Source organism: Maritalea sp. S77 (genome assembly GCF_049801075.1).
In the GTDB taxonomy this organism is placed as follows: domain Bacteria; phylum Pseudomonadota; class Alphaproteobacteria; order Rhizobiales; family Devosiaceae; genus Maritalea.
In genome coordinates this window covers 1-14,568 of sequence record NZ_JBNAGG010000009.1, presented here as the reverse complement: position 1 = coordinate 14,568, position 14,568 = coordinate 1, and the positions used below count along the sequence as shown (strand labels likewise).

General features: G+C 49.5%; 12 protein-coding genes and 3 tRNA genes. 13 read left to right on the top strand and 2 right to left on the bottom strand.

Features of this window, described 5'->3' with window-relative positions:
- Nucleotides 1-26: 26 nt before the first annotated feature.
- From ACP15Y_RS17005 to ACP15Y_RS16995, 3 genes are all read left to right on the top strand, one after another.
- Nucleotides 27-120, top strand: a tRNA-Leu gene (locus ACP15Y_RS17005).
- A 368-nt stretch (nucleotides 121-488) separates the two neighbouring features.
- Nucleotides 489-1,673, top strand: coding sequence for a GNAT family N-acetyltransferase (locus tag ACP15Y_RS17000; protein ID WP_424984307.1), 1,185 nt, complete (start codon nucleotides 489-491; stop codon nucleotides 1,671-1,673).
- A 310-nt stretch (nucleotides 1,674-1,983) separates the two neighbouring features.
- Nucleotides 1,984-3,045: a polysaccharide biosynthesis C-terminal domain-containing protein gene (locus tag ACP15Y_RS16995; protein ID WP_424984306.1), complete on the top strand. Its 1,062-nt coding sequence runs from the start codon at nucleotides 1,984-1,986 to the stop codon at nucleotides 3,043-3,045.
- A 62-nt stretch (nucleotides 3,046-3,107) separates the two neighbouring features.
- On the opposite strand, the gene ACP15Y_RS16990 is transcribed toward ACP15Y_RS16995, so the two are convergent.
- Nucleotides 3,108-3,827 carry a spermidine synthase gene (locus tag ACP15Y_RS16990; protein ID WP_424984305.1) on the bottom strand — a complete coding sequence of 240 codons (720 nt, stop codon included), beginning with the start codon at nucleotides 3,825-3,827 and terminating at the stop codon, nucleotides 3,108-3,110.
- A 4-nt stretch (nucleotides 3,828-3,831) separates the two neighbouring features.
- On the bottom strand, nucleotides 3,832-4,614 hold the full coding sequence (rlmB, locus tag ACP15Y_RS16985) for a 23S rRNA (guanosine(2251)-2'-O)-methyltransferase RlmB (RefSeq protein ID WP_424984304.1): 783 nt from the start codon (nucleotides 4,612-4,614) through the stop codon (nucleotides 3,832-3,834).
- Between the two features lie 209 nt (nucleotides 4,615-4,823).
- Between rlmB and ACP15Y_RS16980 the strand changes: the two genes are divergently transcribed.
- The 10 genes from ACP15Y_RS16980 to tuf form a co-directional block, all read left to right on the top strand.
- Nucleotides 4,824-4,908, top strand: a tRNA-Tyr gene (locus ACP15Y_RS16980).
- 13 nt (nucleotides 4,909-4,921) lie between these two features.
- Nucleotides 4,922-4,995, top strand: a tRNA-Gly gene (locus ACP15Y_RS16975).
- 169 nt (nucleotides 4,996-5,164) lie between these two features.
- Nucleotides 5,165-6,625, top strand: coding sequence for a diguanylate cyclase domain-containing protein (locus ACP15Y_RS16970; RefSeq protein WP_424984303.1), 1,461 nt, complete (start codon nucleotides 5,165-5,167; stop codon nucleotides 6,623-6,625).
- Nucleotides 6,626-6,927: 302 nt separating this feature from the next.
- Nucleotides 6,928-8,574 (top strand): diguanylate cyclase, encoded by a 1,647-nt coding sequence (locus tag ACP15Y_RS16965; RefSeq protein ID WP_424984302.1) that lies wholly within the window; start codon nucleotides 6,928-6,930, stop codon nucleotides 8,572-8,574.
- 75 nt (nucleotides 8,575-8,649) lie between these two features.
- Nucleotides 8,650-9,660 (top strand): alpha/beta hydrolase, encoded by a 1,011-nt coding sequence (locus tag ACP15Y_RS16960; RefSeq protein ID WP_424984301.1) that lies wholly within the window; start codon nucleotides 8,650-8,652, stop codon nucleotides 9,658-9,660.
- A gap of 129 nt (nucleotides 9,661-9,789) precedes the next feature.
- Nucleotides 9,790-10,413: a DUF2239 family protein gene (locus ACP15Y_RS16955; protein WP_424984300.1), complete on the top strand. Its 624-nt coding sequence runs from the start codon at nucleotides 9,790-9,792 to the stop codon at nucleotides 10,411-10,413.
- On the top strand, nucleotides 10,410-11,798 hold the full coding sequence (locus ACP15Y_RS16950; RefSeq protein WP_424984299.1) for an MATE family efflux transporter: 1,389 nt from the start codon (nucleotides 10,410-10,412) through the stop codon (nucleotides 11,796-11,798). The genes ACP15Y_RS16955 and ACP15Y_RS16950 overlap by 4 nt, the downstream gene beginning before the upstream one ends.
- Nucleotides 11,799-11,879: 81 nt before the next feature.
- Entirely contained in the window at nucleotides 11,880-12,194 is a 315-nt protein-coding gene (locus ACP15Y_RS16945) for a TraR/DksA family transcriptional regulator (RefSeq protein ID WP_424984298.1), read from the top strand.
- 95 nt (nucleotides 12,195-12,289) lie between these two features.
- Nucleotides 12,290-13,246: a nucleoside hydrolase gene (locus ACP15Y_RS16940; protein WP_424984297.1), complete on the top strand. Its 957-nt coding sequence runs from the start codon at nucleotides 12,290-12,292 to the stop codon at nucleotides 13,244-13,246.
- Between the two features lie 174 nt (nucleotides 13,247-13,420).
- Nucleotides 13,421-14,568: elongation factor Tu (tuf, locus tag ACP15Y_RS16935; RefSeq protein WP_424984296.1), on the top strand; the 1,148-nt coding region annotated here is incomplete at its 3' end.

The window sequence follows — 14,568 nt, the reverse complement described above, 5'->3', positions numbered from 1 at the left end:
AAAATGCCGCAAAAACCCGCCAAATTGCCAGCTTTCCGACTGCTAAGTCATTGAAATATATATATTTTTATCTGATTTGTAATCAGTGGGTCGGGAGTTCAAGTCTCTCAACCGGCACCATTTTTCCCCTACATTTTGCTGTTGCCAAGTCTAACCAGAGCGTTGCTGCGCTTGGCGGTTTTGCGTTGGGATGTTTTGTTCAGATGACTTGTTGCGGCGGTAGCCTATTAGTTTTTTGGTTTCTAGGTATCTGGTTTCGCACATTCATCTTTGTTCCGCAGAAATGCGAGTTCGCTTTTTCAAGTGACGATTCTCAAAATCAAAATTCTTAACCCTAATTCTAAAAGCACACGTTTTGGTTGCAGTTAATTGAAATTTTAACGAGATCGTGAGGTTAGGTGGCTAGCGTGTCCATCAAGGAATAGGCAATGACTCGTTGAGTAGACTGGCGAGTTTACAATTGGGGCGCCCCTTTGGCGGAGTGATTTTTGCGAAAACAATCCAACAATTTGCATATCGAAGATGTGCAAAATATTGATCAGATGTATGCCCTAGAAAGGGAGTGGACCGCGCTGGGGCAAGCAGGCGCTCCAGACTTTACGTATTTTCAAACCTATGCGTGGTGCATAAGCTGGTGGGAAAATGTTGGGCAGTATCTAGATCAAGCAACTCCGCACATTCTTTGTGCTCGCCGCGATGAAGTTCTGGTTGCGGTTTGGCCGCTTATGTCAATCCGCGAAAAATTTGGCGTTAAAACGCTTGTGCCGCTTGGGTATCCTCATGTGGAATACAGCAACATTCTTGCGGATACGAACAACTTTTCCGTGGAAGATACGGACGCGCTGATCGATGCGTCTAGCCAGATTGGGAGTCAGGATTTGCTGGGTTTGGCGAAAGTACCTGAACCTTCGGTTTTGGCGCGCGTTTCGAACAAATTAGGTCACGTGACACCTGTGGACGAAGTGGCGTCTATTTTTGACCTGAGTGAGATTGATAGTTTCGAGCAAACCCAATCTGGCCTATCGAAAAACAGTCGGAAGCGACGAAAGCAGCGTCGAAAAAAGCTGGATCAAACAGGCAATGTAAAATTCCAAGTTTATTGGGGCGCGCAACCCGAATATTCCGAAATGGTGAGCCAAGCATTTCGTATGAAACGTGAGTGGCTAAATCTCACCGGGCGAAACGACTCAAAATTTTTGGTTCCCGGTTATGAGGAGTTTATCTCAGCATTACCAGGTGAGGGCGACGCACGAGAAGGTGCCGTTGCAGGTGTTTTGAGTGTTGATGGCAATCCTGTTGCCATTGAAATCGGTTTTGTCCAATTGGGGCATTATTACGCATATATTGGCGCTTTTGATTGGGGCAAGCGGGATCTATCTGTAGGCAAAATTCAGATGGAGGAAACACTGAATTGGGCGATCGAGACTGGTTTAGAGAAGTATGATTTGCTCGCTGAACCCGCAAACTACAAGGATAGCTGGTCAAACATGCAGGTGCCGCTCGCTAGCTATGTTCAGGCAAGAAGTATCAAGGGATACGCTTGGGGAGTTTTCTGGCAGCTTTCTTTGCGACCACGTTTTAAGCTGCTATTTAATCGAATGCCAATTTCGGCGCGGACGCGGGTATTGAAAGCTTTGCAGTCGGTAAAGCAGTTGAATTCAAGGGCTGAATGATTTGTTCGATAGCGTCCTGAGTTTTTCTCGCAGCCTTTATTCACGAATTATTCAAGCAACAGCATTGCTGCAGGCCATGTCGGCGCTATTGGCGCGGGTACTTGCGGCTGGGTTCGCCTACCTACTTCAAATCTTTCTCGCCCAGAATCTGGGAATTGAGCACTATGGAATATTTGTCACGTTTTGGACATGGCAGGTAATTCTAACCCACATAGCAGTTATGGGTTTTGACGAGAGTATCGTCAAATATTTGCCGCGATATCTAGAGCACGGCCGAACCCTGCTTGCATATAGTTTTATGCGGCATGGCATGAAGTTTATTCTTGCCTCAAGCGCAATTACTTCTGTCTGCTTGGCGTTCATTTTCTTGTTTGCGCAAGATCAGCTCAACCAGCAGATGCATGGCTCGGTCATCGTGTTGTTGGTGGGGCTACCCGTTCTAGCGCTTGAATTATATGTGGAAGGTGTGGCCCGCGCGCATGGTCGTTACCTCCTCGGCATTGTGCCAGGTTATGTCTTGCGCCCCATTGCGGTGATGGCAATCTTGTTTGGGCTGCGCTTTGCGGGTGTCCAGCTAACTGCGGAAGTAGCATTGGCAGCTGTGATTCTTTCAACGCTGCTTTTGGTAGCGATGCAAGGCGCCGTTTTGTGGCGTTCTATCAACAAGACCCAGCAAAAAGTTGCGCCTAAACGTTTGAAACGTCTAAAGATGATGTGGATTAAAGCGTCTTTGCCCTTGGTTGTGATCACAGGGGTAGAGGAGCTTTTTTATTGGTCGGACGTAGTGATATTAGGCTTTATGGTGCCGCCTGCGGAGATTTCGATTTATTTTGCTGCGCTGCGCGTTATGGCGATCACCAATTTTATCCATTACGCCTTTATGTTTGTGTTTGCCCGGGAGTTTTCGGTTGCGCATGCAGGAGGGGATGCAGACTTTTTGCGGCGCAAGGTTACCACAGCATCGAGTTGGACATTTTGGCTTACAGTGCCTGCTATAGTGCTAATTCTACTATCAGGACCGCTGCTGCTCTCAATGTTTGGTGAGGAATTCTTGTCAGGCCAAGTGATCATGCTGGTTATTGGCATTGGGATTTTGGGTAAATCGCTGGTTGGCCCCGCAGCAAATCTGCTTATTGTCACTGGCTATGCGCGCCAGAGTGTCGTTATTTCATTTGTCGCGTTGATTACAAATGTGGTCATATCCGTGACGTTGATTTTGTTTTTTGGAATCATTGGAGCGGCAATTGGGACAGCGATTGCCCAAATTTTTCGTTCGATTATGATTGCGATCTATTGCAAGCAAAAAATGTCTGTGAACGTGCTGCCAACTCTCAATCCGCTTAAATCTTTGTTTGGTGCGCCCAAAACCTGAACATCAAATTTTAGATTTGCCTTAAATATGAAGATATTCAGATAAGTGACCGTGTTTGAGTCTTAATCCGACTTTTTGCGGGCCAAGTAAACTGTCTGGATGAAGGTTTGTCCGGTCGCTTCATTGGAGAACTCGACCTTTTCGGCCCAAGCTGTGGCAAATGCACCGTTGAGGCGGTCGAGGAAGCGTTGATCAGGGGCTTCATTAGACCATAGCCCGAATATGCCGCCTGGCTTCAAGTGTTTATTGAGCACTTGTAAGCCAGCTGGTTGATAGAAGCTGTCGCTGCGGTCATCGAGCAAATTGTCGGGTGCGTGGTCAATATCGGCGAGGATCGCATCAAATTGCCGTTGAGGGTGGTCTGGATCAAAACCGTTGCCTGCGGCCAGTGCGAAGAAATCTCCTTCGACAAGTCGGGTGCGAGGGTCGGCGGCAACCTTCGTGCCCATGGGCAAAATGCCGGACTTGTGCCATTCGATCACAGGGGCGAGATAATCCACAACCAAAAGGGTGCTGACATTGTCGTTCTCCAACACGGCTTCGGCGGTGTAGCCAAGGCCGAGGCCGCCCACAACAATATCAAGTTGATCGCCATCACACGCCGCTACGCCCATCTTGCCCAGGGCCACTTCAGAATCAGTGAAGAGGCTGGTCATCAAATAATCTTGCCCCAGCATGATTTCATACACATCAACATTCAGTGCCGGATCTCGGCGACGCCTTAGACTGAGGGCGCCGATGGGGGTGGGGCAATAGTCCAGTTCTTCGAACAGAAGGCTCATGAGTCTATTCTGCGCTTTGCCGCGAGGTGGCAGCAAATAGGGCAATTGCCGCTGCGTTAGATACGTTGAGCGATTTGATCGGACCCGGCATGTCCAGCTTGACCATTTGATCGCACAATTCGCGTGTGCGTTGGCGCAGGCCCTTATGCTCTGCACCTAAAACAATCGCCAACTTGTCTGATTGCAGGGCAGGGCTTAGCGCCGTTTCGGCTTCCGAATCGAAACCAAGACAGGTGAAACCGTGATTTCGGAGTTCTTGAATGGCGTTGCCTAGATTTTTCACTTCGATCAGAGATGTATAATCGAGAGCCCCAGAGGCAGACTTGGCCAAAACGCCAGTTTCTTGCGGCGCAAAGCGCATGGTGGTGATCACAGCGTCGGCACCAAAGGCGCAAGCTGTGCGCAAGATCGCGCCCACATTGTGGGGGTCGGTAACTTGGTCCAGCACCACAACCAGCGATTTTTCGTGCAAATCTTTCAGCACATCTCGCTCAATCGGCTTAACATGCAACGCTACACCTTGGTGAACGGCATCGGTGCCGAGCATTTCATCCAGCTTTTTGGGCGTGACGTCTTTGATTTTAGCCGAAATGTCTGCCCCGGCCTCTTCCAATTTGGCCAGCGCATTCGGGGTTGCATATAGCGTGTGCTTAAAACGCTGTTTATTGGCCAGTGCGGCGATCACGGGATGCAGCCCATAGATATAGAGCTGCCCATCATCAGCCGGAAGGCGCCTATTTGGGCGTTTTTTGTAAGTTTTGGGGTCGAAGCGTTTTTTCTGGTTCATAAATATGGCGTAGCGATTTTGTGGCTTTGGGTCCAGCAACAATCGCACAGATTGGGCGAGGGGAAGAAGAAAACTTCACATAAGTGGAAAGAACCACAAAAAAACAACAGATTGGGTGTTGACAGAAGCGGGCTTGGTGACCATAAATCGCGCCGTTGGTTTCGTCACGAAATTGACAAGACTCTTTCTTCAAGAGTGCTGAAATGCTTGGAGGGGTGGGTGAGTGGTTAATACCACCAGACTGTAAATCTGGCGCCTTAGGCTACACTGGTTCGAATCCAGTCCCCTCCACCATTCAGCTTGCGTTGCGGGTATAGCACAATGGTAGTGCAGCAGCCTTCCAAGCTGAATATGCGGGTTCGATTCCCGCTACCCGCTCCAAATCTCCTCGGCGATTTTCCCTGAAAATTGTTTGCCTGTTCAGCTTTTGTTGAAGTGGGCGCCAATTGCTGGTGGCTCCCGAGCTATTAAGCTTTTAACAACCAGTTTATTTAGCCAAAGATTCAAGGTTGGCCCCCTATAGTGCGCGAAATTCGGGTTGGGGGAAATTATGGCTTTGAGCAATATCTTGCGGAAATTTAATCTGGCGCTGGGCATTTATGCCATTAGTGCGCTGATTGTTTTGGCGTTCGCATTCTCCAATATCTACATTTTGAATGTTGCTGGCAGCGTTGCCAACAAAGTGCAATGGGATGGTGAAAGCCATTTGGTGCGCAATGAAGCGTTGCTGCAGGAGCAATATGGCGCTTCGGTTCAGTCCGAAATCTCCTATTGGGATGATAGTGTTGATGTTTTCTATGGCGGTGAGCTGGACCTTGAGTTCGTTGAAGACGAACTGCAGGAGTGGTTCTGGGAAGATAATTTTGTTCCCTATGTGGCTGTAGTCGATGAAAGTGGCGCGCCAGAATTGTCGATTTTTGAAGGGGAATTGATGGCGACAACTGACGCTCAGTTTCTGATCGATACTCAGCGAGACTTAATTGATGGCGCGACGCAGCGTTATTTCGAATTGCGCAAGGCGCGTGGGGACGGCTTTGCCACTTTTGGTGACCCGGTTTACGGCGACACCCCGCTTTATGTGGCGGATTTCCGTGTAGTTGAAGGACAAGTCGGGATTGTGGTGGCGCAGGCGATTGTGCCGGATTTTGAATTGGCGATCCCGGACGGAAACCCGAAGATCCTACTGACCTTCCACGCGCTTTCTACGGACTTGTTTAACGACATTTCCAGTCAGCTCGGCCTTAAAGATTTTACCATCCAGCCAGCCAGCGAAGCGCCTGCCAGTGCCACGACGCTTAGAATTGGCGGAACGGATGAGATTCCGATTGTGGCGAGCTGGACTGTGGCGCAGCCGTCACAAAATATTTGGAACCAAGTGGTGCCAGTGGTTCTTGCTATACTCGGCGTTGTGGCGACCGGGCTTGGGGCGATTGCGTTGCTTTATGGCCGTGTGGCACATCGCGTGCAGACCAGTGAGGCAAAGAACCGTTTCCTCGCGCAGCATGATGCTTTGACAGGGTTGCCCAACCGTTTGCAATTCGACAATGAGCTGGACAAGATTATTGCAGAAGAAGCGTTAGATCGCTGCGCGATTTTGTGCATGGACCTTGATAAATTCAAAGCGGTGAATGACACATTTGGACACCAGGCGGGTGATGCTGTGATCCGGACCGTGGCACAACGAGTTGCTGCAGTTATTGGCGAAAAAGGCATGGCAGCTCGGGTGGGCGGCGACGAATTCATTATTTTGCTACGCGATGGGCTTGATGAGCAGAGCGTAATGATGCTTTGCGACACGCTGATCGAGAGCGTGTGTGAAGATGTGGTGTTTGATAATGGCCGTGCGGCGGTGGGTGCCAGCATCGGTGTCGCTTGGTGGCCGGATGATGCGATGACGGCGAAAACTGTGATCCGCAGTGCAGACGAAGCGCTATATCGCGCCAAATCCAATGGCCGGGGACAAACCTGCAAAGCGGCTCCAGATCAAGCTGGAATTGCAGAGAGCGCTTAGGCTCTTTGTTATTACTTCTATCTATAAGGTTTGGCTTGGGTTAACGCCTTCTTGCCGCGTTTCGGCTTGTGCCCATAAATTTATACTTTAGTAAGTTGCTGAAATTGCTGTCGTAATCTTGATACTGATTCTCATGTTTCGACTTTTAACTATTGAGTTCATTAAACGTGGAAGAACTTCGCCTATTTCATCATGAAAAAATGAATGAGTGCGCCAAATCGAGCCGCACCGGGCAGCGTATTTTAAGCAGTTGTTTATTGACATGCGATACGCTGCGGGGGAGTTAAATGGAGTTATGTCTCATGAGTGCAGAAACGTCAGCTCAGTTTGAGATAGAAGAAATTCTTTCGGAAGCACTGGAATACGGGCAGACCGGCGATTTTTATAATGCGCTGAAGCTGGCCCAGCAGGCGTTTGCAATGGCGGCTGACGGGGCGCATGAAGATGCGTTTTGCGATGCTGGCATTCAGTGCGCCATGGCGCTTGGCTGGCTTGGACGCACTGAAGAGGCAATTGAGTATGTTCAGCGGATTTTGCAGCGTGTTGTAAAGCGCGGCGACCAAGTGCGGGAGGCGCGGGCGCGTGCTGTTTACGCAAATGTGCTGATTGAAATGGGCCTTGATTCTGAGAGTTATCAGGAAGCATCGCGTGCGATCTCAATGGCGACAGAGCCAGAGCAGGCGGACGTATTGCTCAAGTCAATGGATCTGCAGGCGATTGCCATGATTTTCGCAGATGATTTTGCGGCAGCGCGTGCCATGTTGGATGAAGCCTTGATGATTGCAGATCGCTATGATCTGAAGCGCGTTCAAGCCACGTTGATTTTGCATTTGGGATTGTTGAGCACGCGCATTGGCGAATCCATGTTGGAGAAGGGCGATAAGCAGGCCCATAAAGATTATTTGGCGAAGGGGCTAGAACAGACCGAGCAAGCAATCGAATTGGCGCGCGAATGTGGCAATCGCCGGGTTGAGTTGGTTGGGTCTGCAAATTTGGCTGAGTTTATGGCCGACTTTGGTCGATTTGATGAGGCGGAGCGCTGCATCAAAAACTGGTATAAAATGCAGGACATTGCGACGCCGGGTAACTGGGTGCACCTTTATTATACCGTTTGTGATTTTGAGCAAAAACGCGGCAATATCGAAGCTGCACTGGAAGCAGGCAATAAAGCAATTGATGCGGCCAAGAATATTACCTCTGCTGATAATTACGCAAATGCTGTGCGCCGTTTGGGCAATGCATATGAAGCTTCTGGCGACTACAAGTCTGCGCTCGATATGCATAAGAAATTTCACAATGAATACCGCAAGCGCACGGCCGAGAAGGGGCATTGGCAGGGCAAAGTTGACGAGCTTAACCGTGAGATGGAGCGCGTTAAAGGCCTGTTGCAAGACGCCTCAAGCGATATGGCGCGCTTGAAAGAAGAGGCATTGACAGATCCGTTGACTGGATTGGCCAATCGACGTGCTTTTGATCAGCACATGGAAGTGCTGCAAACGCGCAGCAAAACCAAATATGCCATCGCCGTGCTGGATTTGGACCACTTTAAAGCGGTGAATGATGCATTTTCTCACGTTTTGGGTGATGAAGTGTTGCGCAAGGTGGCGAAGCGTTTGACTGAATGTTGTCGCGGCACAGATCTAATTAGTCGTATTGGCGGAGAAGAGTTTGCGCTGATCTTGAATGGTTCAACGCCATCGCAAATCTACAATGTGTGTGAACGCTTGCGCGCTTCAATCGAGCAGTTTGATTGGGCCGAATTGGCGCAAGGGTTGGAAATGACCGCGAGTATTGGTGTTGCCCATTTTGAAAAAGGAATGACGCCCGCCGAAGTGTTTGCGAAGGCAGACAATCGCTTGTTTTATGCCAAAGCAAAAGGCCGCAACCGCGTGGTGACAAGCATTTCTTCGGTTGAGCGCGAAGAGGGTGTGTTGGCACTTGTAAATTAGGTTCAGATGCCAGTTGAAGTTTGACCTTGGGTTGATAGGATCGTCGCGATTGATCCTCAAATCCAAGGTTTTTTTATGCCCTACAATAAGACCACGCCAGATGGCAATTTCCATCGCATCAATATCAAATCCAAGGCCTTGGCTGAAAATATGCTTGGCGATGCTGATCATCGCGATGTGTTGATCTATGTGCCCTATGGCCATGATGGCAAAGGTTTGCCGTTGTTGGTGGATCTTGCTGGATTTACGGGCAGTGGGCTTGCCCATGCGAATTGGCGCAATTTTGGTGAAAGCCTGCCGCATCGTTTGGATCGTTTGATTGCTGATGGGACTTTGCCGCCTGTGGTTGTTGCCATGCCAGATGGCTTCACCGGTTTAGGCGGCAATCAATATGTCAATTCAGCCGCGGTTGGCCGTTGGGAAGACTTTCTCATTCAAGACATGCTGCCAGCCATTGAGGGGAAAATTGGCTGTGGCGGCGCGGGGCGGCGGGGTGTGTTTGGTCGCTCATCGGGCGGCTATGGTGCCATGTATCATGCTTTGAAATATCCTGATGTTTGGTCTGCGGCGGGGGTTCATTCCGCCGACATGGGCTTTGAATGGGTCTTTTTGCCCGATATGCCGAAAGCGCTTCGCGCATTGGCGCCGCACGACATGAGCTTTGAAACTTTCCTTAAGGCGTTTGATAAGGGGCCCCATTATAAAGGGGACGACATTCATGCGCTGATGTTGTTGGCAATGGGTGCTAGCTATGCTCCTGATCCGGAGGCCTATTTCGGTGTGAGTTTGCCTGTTGATCTGCACACTTGTGAGTTGGATGAGGCCCAATGGAGCGCTTGGAAGGCTTATGATCCAATTGTCATGCTTGATGAATTTGGAGAAAATTTGAAAAAGCTCAAAGGCTTGTGGATTGATTGCGGTGACAAGGATCAGTTCAACATGGTCTATCCGGCGAGGCAAATGCACAACCATCTTGAAAAGCGCGGGGTGCAACATATTTACGAAGAATTTCCGGACAATCATTTTTCGTTGGACTATCGATTTGATCGAAGCTTGCCGTTTCTGGTGAATGCGCTAAATAGCTAAAAACATTGGTATTTTGCTTATGAGGGTCGCAGTCGCGGCCCTCTTTTTTGTATTTTAAAATTTTACCCGGGTAATATTGACTCTTTTAAATTACCCGGGTAAAACGCCTGCCAACGAAAGGAACTTGTGATGTATTATTCACCCGATCAATTAAGCGCGGCGTTTGTCGGCTCCAACTTGATTGCCACCGGCGCGTTGGCGGAGGTGGTGCACGAAGTGAAGCGCCATCATGATGCGCACCCAAATGATCTCATTCTGATTTTTGACCACAAGAAATCACAGCCGATTGAGGTGGATTTGCGTGGCAGCATGGAAGAGGTTTTCGAGCGTCTGGAAAAGCAGCAGAAACCGATTGAGCCCAAAACCAAGGTGAAAAAGCCTGGTCGTCCAAAACTGGGCGTGGTGAGCAAAGAAGTGACTTTGCTGCCAAGGCATTGGGAATGGTTGGCACAGCAGCGGGGTGGGGCATCCATCACCCTCCGGCGTTTGGTGGGCGAGGCGATGAAAGCGGCTGACCCACAAGCTGAACAACGGAGCGCGCAGCAATCGACCTATCGATTGATGACCGCAGTTGCCGGGGATTTGCCGAATTATGAAGACGCCATTCGAGCGCTTTTTGCGGCAGAGAAAGATGATTTTTTCAACATTATAGCGGATTGGCCAGAGGGTTTGCGGCATCACATTGTGCAAATTTCTGAGGTAGCTTTTGACCCTTTATCGGCATCCGAAAATCAAGAAAGTGAGTCAAAATGACCACGCAAGCGATTGAAGATAATAAATATTTGACCCAACCGATTGGGAAACTGTTTGTGACAACCGCAGCGCCAATCGTGCTGATCATGGCCGTGAATGGGCTATTCAATCTGGTGGATGCCTATTTTCTGGGCGTCTATGTTGGGGCGGCGGCGCTTACAGCGGTGACAATGATGTTTCCGCTGCAAATGTTGATCATTGCTATGAGCAATATGATCTCGAACGGGTTTGCCTCCATCGTGGCGCGACGATTTGGCGCCAATGATTTGCACGGTGCGGCACAAAGCTTTGCGGTGGCCAATATTCTGGGCATCGGCATGGCGGCGCTGCTGATGGTGTTTTTCGTGTTTGGTGGTGAGCGATTGGTTGCATGGGTGACGGAAGGCAATGATGAGTTGGCGCGCATGGCGTGGACTTATATGTCCATTCTGATGTTTACATCGCCACTATTGTTTGTCCTCTCCGTGCAATTTGATGCGTTGAGAAGTGAAGGCAAGATGGGCGTTATGGCGCTTATGTCAATCAGCGTGACCCTGTTCAACATGATCTTCAACTACATCTTTATCGGATTGTGGGATTGGGGGGTTGCTGGCTCTGCGTGGGGCACTGTTGCAGCGCAATTGTTGGCCTTGGCGCTGCTGATGGGCTTTCGGTTGCGTGGTGGTTCCAAGCTTGGGTTTAGCCTTCCACCGCGTTCAATTTTCATCGATTTAACCAAGGAAAATTTTGCTCTTGGTGCGCCGCTTAGCCTTAATTTCCTGTCGATTTCGTTGGTTGCTGGCATGGTGGTTGCCATGCTGAAATCTGTCGACGCAGCGAATTATGAGGAATTGGTGGGGGCTTATGGGATTATCACCCGGCTTATGACCTTCTCGTTCATGCCACTGCTTGGCGTGTCGATGGCGTTCCAATCGATTGTTGGCAATAATTTTGGTGGCCAAATGCCGGAGCGGGTGAATGCGAGTGTTCGCGTGGCGCTCACGATTGCGGTGCTCTATGCGTTGACGATGGAAATCATCTTTATCAGCCAAGCTGGCGCCATTGCTGATGTGTTTGTTGATGATGCAGCGATGATTGCACAGGTGGTGCGGATCTTGCCGATATTGGTGATGTTCTTCTTTCTTGGTGCGCCGATCAATGTGTTGTCCGGTTACTTCCAGGCGATTGGCGATGCCAAACGTGCCGCGATCTTGGGGCTTGCCCGCAACTATTTGTTTGGCCTGCCACTCTTGTTGATCATGCCTCGCTTTATGGGTGAGCTTGGTGTTTGGGTTGCTTCGCCAGTGGGGGATGTGTTGATGTTTGGCCTGACAGTGATCGTCTTGCTGTCCATGCAACGCTCACGCGGCTATCGCTTCGGCATGTTTTTGCCCGTAAAAGCATAATATGTATTGGGCTTGCGCCAGATCAATTTGGCGCAGGCCGTTTGATGGCAAGTTTGTCTCATTCCAAATAAGAGGTGACTTATGCGTGATATTGAGGCCTACAAAGAGATATTATTGGCGCGTCAAAAAGAGCTGGATGTGCGTTTGCATAATATTGAGGATCAGCTGGATGACGAGCCCAACGCCGATACTGAAGAGCGTGCGGTGGAGCGCGAAGATGATGAGATGCTTGAAGGGCTTGGCAATGCGGGCAAGGAAGAGCTTGAACACATTGAACATGCGCTGACCCGCATCGAAAATGGTACCTTTGGCGTTTGCATTGAGTGCGGCGATGAGATTTCTGACGAGCGTTTGGACGCCATTCCTTACGCCACCAAATGCAAGAAATGCATGTAGGCAAAGATTCTTTGTTCATTCGGTCAAATATGAGATTGCGTCATCTAGGCGTCTCGTTATGATGACGCAACTTTAATACCAACTGAGTGATGCCAATGAGTTCTTCTTCCCTTTCAAAACGTCCTGTCATTCTGGATTGCGATCCCGGCCAAGACGATGCGTTGATGTTGTTTTTGGCCTTGAATGCGCCGGAGCTTGATGTGCTGGGGGTGGTGGCCGTTGGCGGCAATGTACCTTTGGCACGCACGGAAATTAACTGCCGCATCTTGGTGGAAATGGCGGGCCGTAAGGATGTGCCAGTTTTTGCAGGCTGTTTGGGGCCTATGGTCGAACCCTTGTTCACGGCAGAATATGTGCATGGTGAAACGGGCATTGATGGTATCGCCTTTTTTGAGCCAAGCCTGCCGAAACAAAGCAAACATGGCGTTGATTTTATCATCGATACTTTGCGCGCCGCTGCGGATGATAGTGTTGAGATGGTGGTTACAGGGCCGATGACCAATTTGGCCATGGCACTGAAGAAAACGCCTGATATTGCGGTGAAGATTAAGCAGATTGCGATTATGGGCGGCGCGTCCTTTGAGGCGGGCAATGTGACGCCTTCGGCAGAGTTTAATATTTATGTTGATCCACATGCCGCCGATATTGTGATGAAATGCGGGCGGCCAATCATTATGTTTGGATTGGATGTGACCCATAAAGTGATGACCAGCCCGGAGATTGTTGATCGGCTGAACGCGCTGGGCGGCGATGTGGCGAAATCATGCGCTGGGATGCTTGAGTTTTTTGGTCAGTATGATGCCGCAAAATATAGTGCTGAAGGTGGGCCGCTTCATGATCCATGCACGGTTGCTTGGATGCTGAAGCCAGAATTGTTCAAATTGAAGACCTGTCATATCGCCATTGAGATGCAAAGCGCGTTGACACGCGGGCACACCGCAGTAGATTTTTGGGGCGTGACAGATCAGCCTGCTAATGCGCAATGGGCCTATGATGTGGATCGCGATAAATTCTTTGATTTTTTGATCGAGCGGATTGGAAATTATAAGTAAAAAAGCCCTGACCACTCGGCAAAGTTGCATGAATAAGCATTGGCTTTGCACAAGATGAAAATTAGGGCTTTTGTCTTTGGAAATTTTGGGTTAATAGACGCAACGAATTCCGGCAGGGGACCTGTCCCGTGTTTAAATAATTAGCCGGATGCTAAGCGAACGGAGATTATACGCATGGCGAAGGAAAAGTTTGAGCGGACGAAACCGCACGTAAACATTGGGACTATTGGTCACGTTGACCATGGTAAGACAACATTGACCGCTGCGATTACGAAAGTATTGTCAGAGGCCTCTGGTGGTACAGGTACAGCTTTTGACGAGATCGATAAGGCACCTGAAGAAAAAGCCCGTGGTATTACCATTTCAACAGCCCACGTTGAGTATGAGACAGAAAACCGTCACTACGCACACGTTGATTGCCCAGGCCACGCTGACTATGTGAAAAACATGATCACTGGTGCGGCTCAAATGGATGGCGGCATCTTGGTTGTGAACGCAGCTGATGGCCCTATGCCACAAACACGTGAGCACATTTTGTTGGCACGTCAGGTTGGCGTTCCTGCATTGGTTGTTTTCTTGAACAAAGTTGACCAAGTTGACGACGAAGAGCTTTTGGAATTGGTTGAAATGGAAGTTCGTGAGCTTCTTTCTTCTTACGAATTCCCAGGCGACGATATTCCGATTGTAGCGGGCTCTGCTTTGGCTGCTTTGGAAGGTCGTGACGACGAAATCGGCAAGAACAAGATTCTTGAGTTGATGGCTGCTGTTGACGAATATGTTCCAACACCAGCACGTCCAAAAGATCAGCCATTCTTGATGCCAATTGAAGATGTGTTCTCAATTTCAGGCCGTGGTACAGTTGTTACCGGTCGTGTTGAGCGTGGCATCATCAATGTTGGCGAAGAAGTTGAGATCGTTGGCATTAAAGACACACAAAAGACCACTGTTACTGGTGTTGAAATGTTCCGCAAGCTGCTTGATAGCGGTGAAGCAGGCGACAACATTGGTGCTTTGATCCGTGGTATTGACCGTGAGCAAGTTGAGCGTGGTCAGGTTTTGTGTAAGCCAGGTTCAGTAACACCTCACACCAAATTTGTTGGTGAGGCGTACATTTTGACCAAAGACGAAGGTGGTCGTCACACACCATTCTTCACCAACTACCGTCCACAGTTCTACTTCCGTACAACTGACGTGACCGGCGTTGTGACTTTGCCAGAAGGTACCGAGATGGTGATGCCTGGTGACCGTGTTGAGGTCAATGTTGAGTTGATCGTACCAATCGCGATGGAAGATCAGTTGCGCTTCGCTATCCGCGAAGGTGG